Here is a 15,606-nt window from a genome sequence, read left to right as displayed (position 1 = left end):
AGAGTATTATCCCGTCGGCGGGTGCCATCCGGGTCTAGACCCGTCGGCGCCTCTTTCCAGATGCTGTCAAAGCCACGCGGTCCTTTTGCCTGAGAGTTTCCGGGGCGGTTGCTCCTTCGGCGCCGGCTGCCTAAAGCCGGTCTCTCCCGACGTGGCCGTACGATACAGATGGGTACAGACCACAGGCTAGCCAAGCCTGTCAACGCGTCCGCTTGTCCTATCAACGGGATTGCAAAGGGGATTGCGCGGCTGCGGCAACCCTCTGATCTGCTTGCACATCTCCTTGCACAGTTTCTGGACAGCGAAGCTGGCCTTGTCTAAAAGCGCTTTGGCCCGCAGATATCAGCCTTAACGTTACGGTTTGGATGGCGAGAAGCGGGTCCAAGCACACCCGATTGGATGAACATGAGCGGCGTCAACGAGATCAGGTCGACCTTTCTGAACTTCTTTGCCGAGAACGGCCACGAGATCGTGTCCTCCTCGCCATTGGTGCCGCGCAACGACCCGACGTTGATGTTCACCAATGCCGGCATGGTGCAGTTCAAGAACGTCTTCACCGGCGTCGAGAAGCGGCCCTACCAGCGCGCCACCACGTCGCAGAAATGCGTGCGCGCCGGCGGCAAGCACAACGATCTCGACAATGTCGGCTACACCGCGCGCCATCTCACCTTCTTCGAGATGCTCGGCAACTTCTCCTTCGGCGACTATTTCAAGGAGCGCGCGATCGAGCTCGCCTGGACGCTGATCACCAAGGAGTTCGGGCTCAAGAAGGACAAGCTGCTCGTCACCGTCTACCACACCGACGACGAGGCGGCCGGCCTGTGGAAGAAGATCGCCGGCTTCTCCGACGACCGCATCATCCGCATCCCGACCTCGGACAATTTCTGGGCGATGGGCGACACCGGCCCGTGCGGCCCGTGCTCGGAGATCTTCATCGATCGCGGCGAGCACATCTGGGGTGGGCCTCCGGGCTCGCCGGAAGAGGACGGCGACCGCTTCCTCGAATTCTGGAATCTCGTGTTCATGCAATACGAGCAGGTGACGAAGGAGGAGCGCGTGGATCTGCCGCGGCCCTCGATCGACACCGGCATGGGGCTCGAGCGCATGGCCTGCATCATGCAGGGCGTCGACAGCGTGTTCGAAACCGATTTGTTCCGCCAGCTGATCGATGCGACAGCCTCGGCGCTCGGCAGCGGGCCAAACGAGCAGACCGTCGCCTCGTTCCGCGTCATCGCCGACCATCTTCGCTCCTCGGCCTTCCTGGTCGCGGATGGTGTGCTGCCCTCGAACGAGGGCCGCGGCTACGTGCTGCGGCGGATCATGCGCCGCGCCATGCGCCATGCGCAGCTGCTAGGGGCCAAGGAACCGCTGATGCATCGGCTGGTCTGGGCGCTGGTGCGCGAGATGGGCCAGGCCTATCCCGACCTGATGCGCGCGGAGAATCTGATCGAGGAAACGCTGCGGCTGGAAGAGACCCGCTTCCGCAAGACGCTGTCGCGTGGCCTCGCCATCCTCGACGAAAAGAGCGCGTCCCTGAAGAAGGGCGACATGTTCGACGGCGACGTCGCCTTCACGCTGTACGACACCTACGGCTTCCCGCTCGACCTGACGCAGGACGCGCTGAAATCGCGCGGCATCAGCGTCGACCAGGCTTCCTTCTCCGATGCGATGGAGCGGCAGAAAGCGAAGGCGCGCGAGTCCTGGAAGGGCTCTGGCGAGGCGGCATCCGAGGCGATCTGGTTCCCGCTGCGCGAGAAGCTCGGTGCCAGCGAATTCCTGGGCTACGAGACCGAGAGCGCCGAGGGCGTGGTGTCCGCGCTGGTCAAGGATGGCGCTGAAGTCGCCAGCCTCAAGGCCGGCGAGACGGGCGCGATCGTGCTGAACCAGACGCCGTTCTATGCAGAGTCCGGCGGCCAGGTCGGCGATACCGGCGTGCTCCTAGGGGAGGGCGGCATCAAGTTCCGCGTTACCGACACGCAGAAGAAGCTCGGCGATTTCTTCGTTCACGTCGGCACGGTCGAGAGCGGCGAGCTGAAGCTCGGCACCGCGCTGCAGCTCGAGGTCGATCATTCCAGGCGCTCCTCGATCCGCGCGCATCACTCGGCGACGCATCTCATCCACGAGGCGCTGCGCCAGGTTCTCGGCGACCACATCGCCCAGCGCGGCTCGATGGTCGCGCCGGACCGGCTGCGCTTCGACTTCGTGCATCCCAAGCCGATCTCGGCGGAGGAGCTTGCCCGCGTCGAGGACATCGCCAACGACGTGGTGCTGGAGAATGACGAGGTCACCACGCGCGTGATGGGCGTGGACGAGGCCCGCGAGGCCGGCGCGCGCGCGCTGTTCGGCGAGAAATACGGCGACGAGGTCCGCGTCGTCTCGATGGGCCGGACCGCGCGCGAGCGCGGCGCCAACACACTCGGCTGGTCGGTCGAGCTCTGCGGCGGCACCCATGTGCGGCGCACCGGCGATATCGGCCTGATCACGCTGACTGGCGAGAGCGCGGTGGCCTCCGGCGTGCGCCGCATCGAGGCGCTGACCGGCAATTATGCGCGCAGGCACGCCAACGAGACCATGGCGCTGGCGAAGACCGCGGCGAACGAGCTGCGCACCTCGCTCGACGACGTGCCGGCGCGCATCGCCGCGCTGATGGAGGAGCGCAAGAAGCTCGAGCGCGAGCTCTCCGACGCCCGCAAGAAGCTGGCGATGGGCGGCGGGGCATCTTCGAGCAACGGCGCAGCCGCGGGCGTGCGCGAAATCGGGGACGTCAAGCTGATGGCGCGCGCGGTCGAAGGCATCGAGATGAAGGATCTCAAGAGCCTCGCCGACGACGGCAAGAAGCAGATCGGATCCGGCGTCGTTGCCATCGTCGGCGTCACCGAGGACGGCAAGGCCGGTGTCGTGGTCGGCGTTACCGCCGACCTCACCGCGCGCTTCAATGCCGTGAACCTGGTGCGCGTCGCCTCCGAGGCGCTCGGCGGCAAGGGCGGCGGCGGCCGTCCCGACATGGCGCAGGCCGGCGGCCCCGACGGCGCCAAGGCAACCGAGGCGCTGAGCGCGATCGAAAAAGCGATGGCGGGCGCGTGAGCCCGTGCGCCCGCGTTCCGCGCGGGCGTGGGCTTCGCGATCCCAATGTGAGGGATCGCCTCTACGACGTGCTGGAGCACAATCCTTTGGCTTAATCAGCTGGATCGCGCTTCATTCAGCTCATCATCGGCGTCATCGTGCTCAACGTGACCGCGATGATCCTTGCCTCGGTGCCGGAGCTCGATGCGCAGTTCGGCGCGCTGTTCGCAGGCATCACCATCCTGTCCGTGCTGGTGTTCGCGCTGGAATACGCGGCGCGGCTCTGGACGGTTGCGGGCCACACGCCGCGCCAGCGCTCGGCGCTCGCTGACCGGCTCTCCTATGCCTTCTCTGCGCTCGGTATCATCGATCTGATGGCGTTCCTGCCCGCCGCGATTGTTTTGGCGACGGGACGGCACGCGACGCTCGCCGCGCTCGGCGTTCTCCCGTTCTTCAAGCTGATACGGTATTCGCCGGCGATGCGCTCGCTGCTCGCGGCCGTGCATGCCGAGCGGCGGGCGCTGATCGGCTGCGTCGTCATCCTGATCGGCGCGGTGCTGACATTCGCCTCGCTGCTCTACGCCATCGAGCGCGACGTGCCGACGCTGGCCGACCACGTCCACACCACCGCCAAGGCACGGCTGGCCGATACTGGCGACCTCGCGCTGGCGGAACTGGTGCAGGCGGAGAGGGAAGGCGGGGCGAGGCGAGCTGATAGGCGTGCTTCGTCTCAGCCCTTTTTCAGGAAAACGTAGTTGGCCGAGTACGGCGCGCTCTTGAACTCGCCCGCCTTGTCGCAAGAACCCTCGAGCTTGCCGCCACGGGTGTTGATGCGCTGGACGGTGGTGATGGGTGCAAGCACGCCGTTGCCACGGCGGGCGGTGACTTCCAGCTTCAGCCAGGGAATATCGGCAGCCGTCGTGCCCGGCGCGTTGCCGACGGCCTTGCCGACCACGGCGCTGCCGTCGGCGTGCTCCCAGTTCGGGCCGGCATAGTGGCGGCCGATCGTCTTGCCGTCCGAGAGCAGCGTTGCGATCGGCTCGCGGAAGGCCCAGGCGAGCTTGCCGTCGGCGGCGGCCTTGCACTCATAGACCTGCGCGCCCTCGGCGTGGACGCTGAGCACGACGCTCTCGCCCGGTGCGGCGATGGACTCGGGAAGCGGGTCTGCCGCGAATGCGGAGGTGCTGGTCAGCGCGAAGGCCGCAAAGGCAAGGCTCTTGAATGCTGGCATGACGCTTTCCTGGGCAAAGGTCTCGTCATTGCGAGGAGCCCGCGACAAAATTGCAAGGCAATTTTGCGCTGGTGCGACGAAGCAATCCAGTCTGGTCCCATGGAGGGATTCTGGATTGCTTCGCTACGCTCGCAATGACGTGTGGGGCTGGCAGCTTACGCCGCCAGTTCCTTGGTCAGGTTCTCGGCGACCTTGTCGAGGAAGCCGGTGGTCGAGAGCCAGCGCTGGTCGGCGCCGACCAGCAGCGCGAGGTCCTTGGTCATGTAGCCGGCTTCGACGGTGTCGACGCAGACCTTCTCCAGCGTGTTCGCGAACTTGGCGAGCTCGGCATTGTTGTCGAGCTTGGCGCGGTGGGCGAGGCCGCGTGTCCAGGCGAAGATCGAGGCGATCGAGTTGGTCGAGGTCTCCTTGCCCTTCTGGTGCTCGCGGTAGTGGCGGGTCACCGTGCCGTGGGCAGCTTCCGCTTCCACGGTCTTGCCGTCGGGGGTGAGGAGAACCGAGGTCATCAGGCCGAGCGAGCCGTAGCCCTGCGCGACCGTGTCGGACTGCACGTCGCCGTCGTAGTTCTTGCAGGCCCAGACATAGCCGCCGGACCATTTCAGCGCCGAGGCCACCATGTCGTCGATCAGGCGGTGCTCGTAGGTCAGGCCCTTGGCCTCGAATTCCTTCTTGAACTCGCGGTCGTAGATGTCCTGGAAGATGTCCTTGAAGCGGCCGTCATACACCTTCAGAATCGTGTTCTTGGTCGAGAGATAGACCGGGTAGTTGCGCAGCAGGCCGTAGTTCAGCGAGGCGCGGGCGAAGTCGATGATGGAGTCGTCGAGATTGTACATCTCCATGGCGACGCCGGCACCCGGAGCCTTGAACACTTCCTTCTCGATCACGGTGCCGTCCTCGCCGACGAACTTCATCGTGAGGGTGCCCTTGCCGGGGAACTTGAAATCGGTGGCGCGGTACTGGTCGCCATAGGCGTGGCGGCCGATGATGATCGGCTTGGTCCAGCCGGGAACCAAGCGCGGCACGTTCTTGCAGATGATCGGCTCGCGGAAGATCACTCCGCCGAGGATGTTGCGGATGGTGCCGTTCGGCGACTTCCACATCTGCTTGAGGTTGAACTCCTTCACCCGGGCTTCATCAGGGGTGATGGTGGCGCACTTGACGCCGACGCCGACCTTCTTGATGGCTTCAGCGGCGTCGATGGTGACCTGATCGTTGGTGTGGTCGCGGTATTCCATGCCCAGGTCGAAATAGAGCAGCTCGACATCGAGGTACGGGTTGATCAGCTTGTCCTTGATGTACTGCCAGATGATCCGGGTCATCTCGTCGCCATCGAGCTCGACGACGGGATTGGATACCTTGATTTTTGCCATGATCGGGGAAGCCTCTTGGAACGGCGCTTTTGGCGCGCCACGGGAATATCCGCCGCCTCTTAGCACCCGGACGCGGCGGGCGAAAGCCAAGGGATTATGCACTTTTAGCTCATCCAGCTTGCCCAGATGGGGGGAGCAGCCGGCCTTCGGCCGGGGCCCGGGGTCACGTTCCAGGTGAGATTCAAAAACCGAATCCAACCCGTTATTTCCCTTGAGAATTTTGTCAGGACAGGCAAACGACAAGCGAGCGGGACGACCGTCCGGAAGGGCCGGCTTGAATCAATTCCTAAGGCGGCCTTGCCAAGGCCTTGAGAACCAGTGTGAAAGCGAAATCAGATGTCGGGGACTGACAAGAGCAAGGCGGGTTTGTCCCTCGACGGTCCCATCGTCATCCTGGTCGAGCCGCAGCTCGGTGAAAACATCGGCATGGCCGCGCGCGCCATGGGCAATTTTGCGCTTGGCGCCCTGCGCATCGTCAACCCCAGGGACGGCTGGCCCAACATCGCCGCCCAGCGCGCCGCGGCCGGCGCCGACCACATTCTGGAAAAGGTCGAACTGTTCGACACGGTGGAGCAGGCGGTCGCCGACCTCGACCTGCTGTTCGCCACCACGGCTCGCCCTCACGACCAGGCCAAGCCCGTGGTCGGGCCGGAGGCCGCGGCTAGCGAGATCGCCGGGCACGTCGCGACCGGCGGCAAGGCCGGCATCCTGTTCGGCCGCGAGCGCTGGGGGCTGACCAACGAGGAGGTCGGGCTCTCCAACCGCATCATCACCTTCCCAGTCAATCCGGGCTTCGCCTCGCTCAACCTCGCCCAGGCCGTGTTGCTGGTCGGCTATGAATGGTTCAAGCGGGCCACGTCAGGCGAGTTGCCGCATGCCATGCCGGAGCGCTCCGAGCGCGCCTCGCAGCACCAGATGCAGGCCTTCTTCGACAATCTCATCCGCGAGCTCGACAAGGTGGAATTCCTGCGCCCGGCCGAGAAACGCGACACCATGCTGGTGAACCTGCGGAACATCTTCAGCCGGATGGAGCCGACCAAGCAGGACATGCACACGCTCCATGGAGTCGTCATGGCGATCGCCGAGGGGCGCAAGGGCCCGGCCAAGGGCGGCGTGCTCGACGGCGAGCAGGCCACGCGTCTGCGTGCGCTGCTGGCCGAGCACGGGCAGGGCGGCGTGCCCGACAGCGGCTCGACCGTGCGCGGCCTCGCTCGCCTGCTCCGCCGCAACCCGACCGATGCCGAGCGCCTGCTCTGGCAGGCACTGACCCGCGACCGCCGCTTCGCAGGTCAGTTCAAGCGCCAGACACCCGTGGGGCGCCACATCCCGGACTTCGTCTCGTTCCCGCATCGGATCGGGATCGAGTTGGTCAACCCGGGCGAGGGCGAGGCGATCGCGGCCGACCGTGCGTCAAGGCGGGCGTGGCTGGAGGCGCGGGACTATCGTGTGCTGGAGATTCGCGCGGCGGATGTGGAGCGGGATCTCGATGCGGAGCTAGTACGGCTCGCGGGGATGATGGAGCAGAGCGCGTAGGTTTCGTAGCGCCCCGGACTCGTAGGGTGGGCAAAGCGGAGCGTGCCCACCATCTTGACCGACGAGTCGGGACGGAAGTCGTGGGCACGGCGCTGCGCGCCTTTGCCCACCCTACGAGATCGCGTTCGTGGCTTGTAGGGTGGATTAGCCGAAGGCGTAGTCCACCAATTCTTGCGCGGTGACCGAGTGGTGGATTACGTCCGCGACCGCGCCACGCGCGGGCCGCGGGCTAATCCACCCTACGCGTCTATCGTCCGAGCTGCACTTCGCGCTCCACCGCTATCCATGTCGTCCTAGCCACCGCCAGCAATCTCCCGGCTTCATCATGCAGCGCGGCGTCGGCCGTGTGCTTGCGGCCGTCGCGGCCGGTGGGCCAGGCCGTGACGATGCAGCGCTCGCCGGGGCGGGGGCGCGCTTCGATGCGGGCTGACATCCGCCCGAGCAGCAGCGGAATCTTCTCGAAGCGGCCGCTCTGTGGATCGTAATTGCAGGCGAAGCCGGTGGGGCAATCGAGCGCGGACCAGAGGAATTCGGGCGCGACGAGGCCGTCCTCGGCGGCAAGATTCGGATCGGGTGCCCAGCTCGCGGCGAGAACGGCGCTCTGCGCATGACGGCGGAGCGGGCCGGCGAAGATGCGCAGGCCGTCGCCTTTCGTCCTTGAGGGGCCGCAGACAAAACAGTGTGGCAGCGGATGTTCGTGCGGTCTAGACAGCGCGAGCAATTCAGCCACGCGGGCTTCCGGCAAGGTCGCCGTCTCGATTTGCGCGAGCTCGACGCTTGCGGCGCGGGCGGTGGCGACGGCCTTGCCGCCATGGCAAAGCTCCCATATGCCGTCGCCCGTCGCGACCGCAGTGAGCGGCGTGTTCAGGGGAGGCGGCGCACGCAGCGTCACTTCCGCAGGCCCGGGAATGTGACGGGCGAGCCGGCCGCAGACGTAGCCGCCGTTGCCGGAGTTCGGAGGGCCGCAATAGCGCTTGTCGATGATGATCTCTGTCATCGGTTCTCTCTTCGTCGTTGGCGCACTCTACCTGATCTTGAGAACAATTCGCCCCTGAACCGTTCGGCTAGCCACGGCGCGCATGGCGTCGCCGACCTCCTCAAAGGGAGGATACGATCGATATGCGGGCGAATTTGTCCGTCGGCCAGCAATTGGATCAGCGTGTCATTCATGTGCGCACTCTCGTGCGGGAATTTCTCCGCCCAGGCGCCGGCAAAGACGCCGACGATTGAATAGTTCTTCAGCGCGACGCCGAGCGCCGCCGCCACCTCGGGAACGCCGCCGAGCTCCACGATCGCGAGCATCACGCGCAACTCGGCGGGCGTTAGTCTGAAGGCTTTGCCGATCACTTCGGAACGAGGCGGTATCGTCAGCGCCGCCCTGCGAACGAACAATGCTGCCACGGCGCTGTAGGCCACACCCGCACGCCGGCGCGTGCCGGAGATCAACGGCATGGCATGGGCGACGTGGCGCTGCCCATCCCGGTCGATGATCGGCACTGCGATTCCGTTGGCGCCGAGGATCGCGTTTTCCAGCCCGGCCGCGGCGAAAAAATGCTGCAGTGTCCGGTTGACCGTTACGTCGCAAGCCGCGAGGTGCGCGCGGATTTCGAGCAGGATATCGCGCGCATCGACAATGGCTTGCCCGGCAGTATTGACGTGAATGAGACGCGCGTCCGCGTCAACGAGATACAGGCCGACGTCGAGCCCATCGAGCGTATCGGCGAATGTGGCGGCTTCCGCGGACATTCGGGGGATAGGGGGCATGGCGTTCATCGAGGCGCTCCAACAGGCCGAGGCGGCTGGCGATCTTCGGTCCGGCGGGATCTGAAAATCCTGGGCAGCAGCATGGGAACGCGCCGGCGATACTGCTGATAGGTCGCGCCGAACTCCGCGATCAGATCCCTCTCCTCGAACTGAAGCGCGACCAGTATGTAGGCTGTGTTCGCGATCGCGAACAGCAAGTGGCCGGCGGTCATCTCGGGCGTGGCCCAGAACGCGAGCAAGAAGCCCAGCATGATCGGATGCCGCACGATTCTGTAGAGCAGCGGCGCCTTGAAGGATTGACCGGCCAACTCGGTCCCGCGCAGCGCCGAGAAGGCTTGGCGCAGGCCGAACAGGTCGAAATGATCGATCATGTGGGTCGAGGCGAAGGCGATCAGCCAGCCGAGCCAATGGACGCCGGTCAGCAACCAGGCCACGATTCCGCTGGTCTGCCAAATCGGTATCGCGATCGGCCGCCACTGCCAGAACAGCAGCAGCAGGATCAGGCTGGAGAGCAGCACGTAGGTGCTGCGCTCGCAGGCCACGGGAAGAACCTTGGTCCACCAGCGTTTGAAGCCCGGGCGCGCCATGACGCTGTGCTGGATGGCGAACAGGCTCATCAGCAGCAAGTTGACGACGATGGCCTCGGTCAAAGTCGAAGGGCTGCCGACGTCGAGGGAGCGATCGATTGACTTGGGTACGACATAATTGCCGACGAAACCGAGCGCATAGAGAAATGACGCCGTGAATACGGCATAGCTCACGATTGCGTAGAGCAGGATTGCGAAGCGCGAAAACATGGTTTCTCCTGTTGTGCCTGATCCGGCGGTGCCGCATGCAGAGCTTGAGGCGGTCGCCGGCGAGCGAACTCGATCTGGGCCGATGGCTACCGCGGCGCCGTCCCCTGTGCGTCCCCTGGTGACGTCCCAAGGCGAGCGAGGATTTCGATGACGGCTTTCTCGCTGGAGACATTCGGGTTCCCGGAGGTCCATGCTGACGGCCGCCCGATCAAGTTGAACCTACGCAAAGGTCTTGCTCTGCTGATCTATCTCACGGAGACCAAGGGCGCCGTCGCGCGCGACGTCCTTGTTGCGCTGCTGTGGCCCGAGGCTGCTCGCGAGACCGGCTTAGCGCGATTGCGGCGCCTGCTGCACCGCATCGAGCTCACGCTCGGGCAGTCGGTTTTCGAGACTGACCGTACGAGCGTCCGATGGTCTCCGGCGGTCGAGCTGAAGATCGATACGCATTTGTTCGAGAGCGCCTGCGATCGCGGTGCCTTTGAAGAGGCTTGCCTGATCTATCGGGGCGACTTCCTTGCGGGCTTCGCTCTGGACGACTGTCCCGAATTCGACGATTGGGCCTTCTTTCGTCGGGAGGCGTTGCGGGGGCGGCTCATGCATGCGCTGGAGCGTGCGGTGCAGGACAAGAACGCCGCCGGCGATCATTTCGCCGCGACTGTGCCTGCGGGACGCCTGGTTGAGCTCGATTCATTGAGCGAAGTGTATGGCCGGCATCTGATCCGCAGTCTTCTGCTCGCCGGCGACCGAAGCGCGGCAGAGCGCCATCACGCAGCCCTGACGCAGCGGCTGCGCGACGAGCTAGGGGTTGCACCGGAAGCCGAGACCGAGGCGCTGATGAGTCCCGCGGCGGCGCCGCATGCCGCCCCGGTGACGCGCTACGTGAAAGGCGCGGGGGTGCATCTGGCCTATCAGACCTACGGAAGCGGCCCGCTCGATATTCTGGTGATGCCCGGCTTCGTGTCGCATGTGGAGCGCGCCTGGGAGAACCCTGCGAGCCGGACATTCCTGGCGTCATTGATGCAGCTCGGACGCCTCATCGTGTTCGATCGTCGCGGGATCGGACTGTCCGACCGGGTCGGGTCGGCCCCTGGCATCGATGTCACCGCGGAGGATATCGGCACCGTGCTGCGGGCGGTGGACTCGCGCCGCATCGTGCTGTTCGGCGCCTCCGAATGCGGGCCGGCCTGCATCAAGTTCGCGGTCGACGAGCCCCGCCGCGTGGCCGGGCTCATCCTGTTCGGCGCACTGGCCAAGGGCTGCTGGGCACAGGACTATCCGCACGCGCTGCGCGCCAGTCAGTATGATGCCTGGAGCAAGCATCTGGTCGCGCAATGGGGCGGGCCAGTTGGGATCGAAACCTTTGCACCGAGCCTTGCTGGCGATCCCCAGGCGCGCGCCTGGTGGGCGGGGCTGTTGCGTGCAGCCTCCAGTCCCGGCGGTATCTCGGCCGTGCTCGAGGCGTTTCGCGACGCCGACGTGCGGCGCCTCTTGCCTGAAATCACTATGCCGACGCTGGTGCTGCACCGGCGCGGCGACCAGGCCGTGCGCATCGCGGCCGGTCGCGATGTGGCGAGCCGGATCAGCGGCGCGGAGTTCGTCGAGCTCGACGGCAACGATCACTGGTTCTTCGCAGGCGATCAGCGGCCGGTGCTCGAGGCGATCGGAGGATTTATAGAGGGATTGCCGCGCGAAGGGGCCGGTGTGAAGCGCTAGCCTCATTTTTTGGCACGTTTCATGCCTCCCAAAGCGGCAGGCCCGACACAATGCCTAACCAAGGAGCCCCTGACATGAAACGCGAAGACCTCACCGAAAAGCTGCTCGACATCAAGCGCGAGAAGGGATGGAGCTGGAAGCACATCTGCGACAAGATCGGCGGCTATTCCGAAGTGCTGATCGTTGGCGCCATACTCGGCCAGATGAAGCTGACGAAGCCGCAGGCGGCCAATGCCGGCGAGCTGTTCGGCCTGTCGAAGGTGGAAGTTGCGATGCTCAACGAGGTGCCGATGCGCGGCACCGGCACGCCGATGCCGCCGACCGATCCGTTGATCTATCGCTTTTACGAGATGGTGATGGTGAACGGTCCGGCCTGGAAGGCGCTGATCGAGGAGGAGTTCGGCGACGGCATCATGTCGGCGATCGACTTCGACATGGCAATGGAGCGCGTCGCCAACCCGAAGGGCGACCGCGTCAAGATCACCATGAGCGGCAAATTCCTGCCGTACAAATATTACGGCGCCAGCGGCAACGTGCCGGAATACGGCTTCAAGGAGGAGTGACCGACGCAAAGGCCTCACGCAGCTCGCCGACCGGAGCCATGTCGCGAACATAGGTGAAGGATCCCTTGTCCTTCATCTCGTGCGCGCAGTTCAGGAACGCGGCGAGCGCGTAGCGCGACATGGCCCCGCCGACGCTGATGCGCTTGACGCCGGCGGCGGATAATTGCCCGACTGTCAACGTTGGGTCAGCAAAGCCCATCACGTGGTTGAACGGCTTGCTGAGCGAGGATACGACAGTCCGGATCGTGGCGAGGTCGTACAGGCCGGGCGAATACAGGACGTCGGCGCCCGCGGCCTCGAAGGCCTGCAGGCGGCGAATTGTGTCGTCGATGTCCTTGCGGCCGTGCAGGAGGTTCTCGGCCCGCGCCGTCAGCGTGAACGGAATTGGCAGCGCGCGGGCCACTTCGACGGCGGCCTGGACGCGCTCGACGGCGTGAGAAAAGTCGTAGATGGGGCGATCGCGGTCGCCGCTGAAATCCTCGATCGAGCCGCCGACGGCGCCAGCTTCCGCCGCACGCCGTATAGCTTCGGCCGCACGTTTCGGCTCATCGGCCCCGCAATTTTCGAGATCGACGCTGACCGGAAGGTCGGTGGCATCGACGATCGTGCGTGCGTTGGCGAGGATGACATCGAGATTGACGCCGCTGCTGCCGAGCATGTTGGCGACCCCGAGGCTCGTGGTTGCGAGGGCCTCGAATCCCATCGCCGCGAGCAGCTTGGCCGTACCGGCATCCCATGGATTGGGGATGATGAAAGCGCCACGCCGCTCGTGCAGCGCGCGAAACGCTGTCGCCTTGTCCAGTTGGCTCGTCATGGCTCGTCTCCGTATTGTCCGTCTATGGAGCCTTAGGAGCATTTTCGCCATCCGCCAAATTTGTTATTCTTGCAAGCAACATCAGTTTTTTGCATGAGGTCGCGATGGACAGTGACGCCCTCGATACCTTCCTGACCGTTCATCGCAGGGGCGGGATCTCGAATGCCGCGAAATTCCTGCACCGCTCGCAGCCGGCGATTTCGCGCCGTATCGCGCTGCTGGAGCAGGAGCTCGGCGTGCCCCTGTTCGAGCGGGTGGCGGGCCGCACCCGGCTCAGCGATGCCGGGCGCGTGCTGGTCCCCTATGCCGAGCGCGCGGTTCCCGCGGCGCAGGACGCCGAACAGGCGATACGTGCGTTGACCAAGCAGAATGCGGGGCCGGTTTCGCTGGCGGTAACCGGCACGCTCGCCGATGGCCGCCTGTCGACCATCATGAAGCGGTTTGCCAGGGAAAATCCCACCGTCACGCTGACCTTGCGAACGGCGACCAGCGCGGAGGTCAGCGATCTCATCCGGCGCGGCGAGGCCACGATCGGCCTGCGCTACAACGCTGATCGCGCCGGCGATCTCGCTTGCGAGCTGGTGCTGACCGAGGCATTGCAGGTCGTCTGTGCGCCCGAACATCCCCTGGCGGGCAAGCGCGTGAAGCGGCTTGCAGAGCTTCGCGGTGAACGCTGGATCGCATTTCCGGAAACGCGCGGGCGCCGCGAGATCGCCGCGGCCCATGTGTTCGCGCTGTTTCTCACGCATGGGCTCGGCGAGGTCGAATGGACGGCCGTCGACAGCCTCACCGCGCAGAAGCGGCTCGTGGAAGCCGGCTTCGGTCTCGCGCTGCTGGCGAGGAGTCATGTGGCTGAGGAGCTGCGCGCGGCCTCGATCGCGACGATCGCCGTCGGCGATCTTGCCGCGGATCAGGACGTCGTCCTCGTGACGCGTCGCGGCGGCTTTCTGAGTGCTGCCGCCGAGCGCCTGCTCGACACCATCCGCCGCAACTTTGCCGGGCGGGATGGTTCGGCTCCACAGGGCGTCAGAAAGAGAACGCCGGCGCGCAAGGTTGTTGCGCGCCGGCGCCTCGCCTGAATGGATTATTTCCCTGCCTTCACCTCGGCGGCGGCCACCCCGAGCAGCTCGCTCATCTTGGCGCGAATCGCCTGTTCGGTGACGGCGACGTTTTTGGCGGCAAAATCGGCCGTGAGCTTACGCAGGACGTCGGCATCGCCGGCCTCCTCGAAATCGGCCGCGACCACCTCCTTGGCATAGGCGGTGGCGGCATCGCCCGACATGCCGAGCTTTTCGGCCGCCCACAGCCCGAGCAGCCGGTTGCGGCGGGCCTCCGCCTTGAATTTCTGCTCCTCGTCGAGGGCGTACTTCTTCTCGAAACCTTCCTGGCGCTTATCGAACTCGCTCATGCCTTGTTCCAAATCCCTCTGAATGGAGCGGGGGCCTTCCGTTGCGACCGCCCGGCTGCGTGCCTACATAGATAGCACATGTCGGCAAAACAACGGGCCGTTAAGCCGCAGGCGAGACGGTATAAGTTGGCGCCGGACGGCCGGATCGATTGTGCTCGGTCAGCCAATCGGATAGGTTGCCTAAGGTTTGGTTCCCGCTCTGTTTCCAAGGGTTCGAGACGGGTTCCTGGCCGTTCACGGCAGCTCCGCTGTGGGTCGTAAATCCTAGTAACCGGAGCACACCAAATTCATGGATTTCAACAAAACACGGTACATCCCAATGAGCCGTCGGCGTCGCATTTATGAAGGCAAGGCAAAGGTTCTCTATGAAGGCCCGGAGCCCGGTACCTTGATTCAGCACTTCAAGGATGACGCCACCGCGTTCAATGCCAAGAAGCATCAGGTGATCGAGGGCAAGGGCGTCCTCAACAACCGGATCTCGGAGTACCTGTTTCAGCACCTCAACGACATCGGGGTGCCGACCCACTTCATTCGCCGCCTCAACATGCGCGAGCAGTTGATTCGCGAGGTCGAGATCGTGCCGCTGGAAGTGGTGGTGCGGAACGTTGCCGCCGGCTCGCTGTCGCAGCGCCTCGGCATCGAGGAGGGCACGCAGCTGCCCCGTTCCATCATCGAATTCTACTACAAGAACGACCAGCTCAACGACCCCATGGTGTCGGAAGAGCACATCACCGCCTTCGGCTGGGCGACGCCGCAGGAGATCGACGACATCATGGCGCTCGCCATCCGTGTCAACGACTTCCTCACCGGGCTCTTCCTCGGTATCGGCATCCGCCTCGTGGACTTCAAGATGGAGTGCGGGCGCCTGTTCGAGAACGAGATGATGCGCATCATCGTCGCCGACGAGATCTCACCGGATAGCTGCCGTCTGTGGGACATCAAGTCGAACGAGAAGCTCGACAAGGACCGCTTCCGCAGGGATCTCGGCGGGTTGCTCGAGGCCTATACTGAAGTCGCAAAGCGCCTCGGCATCCTCATGGAGAACGAGCGTCCGCAGGGCTCCGGCCCGGTGCTGGTGAAGAGCTGAGGGGATTTGACGTGAAGGCACGTGTTACCGTTACCTTGAAGACGGGCATCCTCGATCCGCAAGGCAAGGCCATCGAAGGCGCGCTGAAGTCGCTCGGCGTCGACGGCGTCGCCAGCGTCCGCCAGGGCAAGGTGTTCGATATCGAGCTCGCCGGCGCCGACAAGACCAAGGCGGAAGCCGCGCTGAAGGACGCCGCCGACAAGCTCTTGGCGAACACGGTCATCGAGAATTATCGGGTCGAGCTGCTGAGCTAGGCCTGCCCT

The 15,606-nt window shown here is 64.8% G+C and carries 14 protein-coding genes, 1 pseudogene and 1 riboswitch; of the genes and pseudogenes, 8 read left to right on the top strand and 7 right to left on the bottom strand.

Annotated elements, in window-relative coordinates; genetic code table 11:
* Positions 1-68 precede the first annotated feature (68 nt).
* A riboswitch (glycine riboswitch) is annotated at positions 69-159 on the bottom strand.
* 246 nt (positions 160-405) lie between these two features.
* On the top strand, positions 406-3,084 hold the full coding sequence (gene alaS, locus IVB26_RS26690; RefSeq protein WP_247968113.1) for an alanine--tRNA ligase: 2,679 nt from the start codon (positions 406-408) through the stop codon (positions 3,082-3,084).
* Positions 3,081-3,662: pseudogene (locus IVB26_RS26685) on the top strand (ion transporter); the annotation flags it as partial. The gene alaS and the pseudogene IVB26_RS26685, both read left to right, overlap by 4 nt.
* 131 nt (positions 3,663-3,793) lie before the next feature.
* Here IVB26_RS26685 and IVB26_RS26680 read toward each other — a convergent pair.
* A complete protein-coding gene (locus IVB26_RS26680; RefSeq protein WP_247968112.1) occupies positions 3,794-4,294 on the bottom strand; it encodes a DUF3455 domain-containing protein in 501 nt (166 codons plus the stop codon).
* 155 nt (positions 4,295-4,449) lie between these two features.
* The gene (locus tag IVB26_RS26675) at positions 4,450-5,664 is read right to left on the bottom strand and encodes an NADP-dependent isocitrate dehydrogenase (RefSeq protein ID WP_212081618.1); all 1,215 of its coding nucleotides are present in this window, start codon (positions 5,662-5,664) and stop codon (positions 4,450-4,452) included.
* Positions 5,665-6,000: 336 nt separating this feature from the next.
* On the opposite strand from IVB26_RS26675, the gene IVB26_RS26670 reads away from it, so the two are divergent.
* Complete coding sequence (locus IVB26_RS26670; RefSeq protein ID WP_247968111.1) at positions 6,001-7,197, top strand: TrmJ/YjtD family RNA methyltransferase; 1,197 nt, start codon at positions 6,001-6,003, stop codon at positions 7,195-7,197.
* A gap of 247 nt (positions 7,198-7,444) precedes the next feature.
* On the opposite strand, the gene IVB26_RS26665 is transcribed toward IVB26_RS26670, so the two are convergent.
* Genes IVB26_RS26665 through mddA form a run of 3 tightly spaced genes read right to left on the bottom strand, consistent with a single transcriptional unit; the run spans position 7,445 to position 9,758 of the window.
* Positions 7,445-8,194: a PaaI family thioesterase gene (locus IVB26_RS26665; protein WP_247968110.1), complete on the bottom strand. Its 750-nt coding sequence runs from the start codon at positions 8,192-8,194 to the stop codon at positions 7,445-7,447.
* Positions 8,191-8,970 carry an MDR/zinc-dependent alcohol dehydrogenase-like family protein gene (locus IVB26_RS26660; protein WP_247968109.1) on the bottom strand — a complete coding sequence of 260 codons (780 nt, stop codon included), beginning with the start codon at positions 8,968-8,970 and terminating at the stop codon, positions 8,191-8,193. The genes IVB26_RS26665 and IVB26_RS26660 overlap by 4 nt, the downstream gene beginning before the upstream one ends.
* Positions 8,967-9,758 carry a methanethiol S-methyltransferase gene (gene mddA / locus IVB26_RS26655; RefSeq protein ID WP_247968108.1) on the bottom strand — a complete coding sequence of 264 codons (792 nt, stop codon included), beginning with the start codon at positions 9,756-9,758 and terminating at the stop codon, positions 8,967-8,969. Before mddA ends, IVB26_RS26660 begins: the two co-directional genes overlap by 4 nt.
* 147 nt (positions 9,759-9,905) lie before the next feature.
* Here mddA and IVB26_RS26650 point away from each other — a divergent pair, with 147 nt between their 5' ends.
* Both IVB26_RS26650 and cynS read left to right on the top strand, forming a co-directional pair.
* Entirely contained in the window at positions 9,906-11,471 is a 1,566-nt protein-coding gene (locus tag IVB26_RS26650) for an alpha/beta fold hydrolase (protein WP_247968107.1), read from the top strand.
* A 74-nt stretch (positions 11,472-11,545) separates the two neighbouring features.
* Positions 11,546-12,034, top strand: coding sequence for a cyanase (gene cynS / locus IVB26_RS26645; protein ID WP_247968106.1), 489 nt, complete (start codon positions 11,546-11,548; stop codon positions 12,032-12,034).
* Here cynS and IVB26_RS26640 read toward each other — a convergent pair.
* Positions 12,021-12,848: an isocitrate lyase/PEP mutase family protein gene (locus IVB26_RS26640; RefSeq protein ID WP_247968105.1), complete on the bottom strand. Its 828-nt coding sequence runs from the start codon at positions 12,846-12,848 to the stop codon at positions 12,021-12,023. The two genes, cynS and IVB26_RS26640, sit on opposite strands and share 14 nt — an antisense overlap.
* Before the next feature lie 104 nt (positions 12,849-12,952).
* On the opposite strand from IVB26_RS26640, the gene IVB26_RS26635 reads away from it, so the two are divergent.
* A complete protein-coding gene (locus IVB26_RS26635) occupies positions 12,953-13,927 on the top strand; it encodes a LysR family transcriptional regulator (RefSeq protein ID WP_247968104.1) in 975 nt (324 codons plus the stop codon).
* 5 nt (positions 13,928-13,932) lie between these two features.
* Here the strand turns inward: IVB26_RS26635 and IVB26_RS26630 are convergent, their stop codons facing one another.
* Positions 13,933-14,256: a DUF1476 domain-containing protein gene (locus IVB26_RS26630; protein WP_247968103.1), complete on the bottom strand. Its 324-nt coding sequence runs from the start codon at positions 14,254-14,256 to the stop codon at positions 13,933-13,935.
* A 319-nt stretch (positions 14,257-14,575) separates the two neighbouring features.
* Between IVB26_RS26630 and purC the strand changes: the two genes are divergently transcribed.
* Both purC and purS read left to right on the top strand, forming a co-directional pair.
* A complete protein-coding gene (gene purC / locus IVB26_RS26625; protein WP_173015815.1) occupies positions 14,576-15,343 on the top strand; it encodes a phosphoribosylaminoimidazolesuccinocarboxamide synthase in 768 nt (255 codons plus the stop codon).
* An 11-nt stretch (positions 15,344-15,354) separates the two neighbouring features.
* Positions 15,355-15,597, top strand: coding sequence for a phosphoribosylformylglycinamidine synthase subunit PurS (gene purS / locus IVB26_RS26620; RefSeq protein WP_246918721.1), 243 nt, complete (start codon positions 15,355-15,357; stop codon positions 15,595-15,597).
* Positions 15,598-15,606: the final 9 nt, after the last annotated feature.

It is taken from the genome of Bradyrhizobium sp. 195, from assembly GCF_023101665.1.
Taxonomy (GTDB): Bacteria; Pseudomonadota; Alphaproteobacteria; order Rhizobiales; family Xanthobacteraceae; genus Bradyrhizobium.
This window is presented reverse-complemented; position numbering and strand designations above follow the sequence as displayed.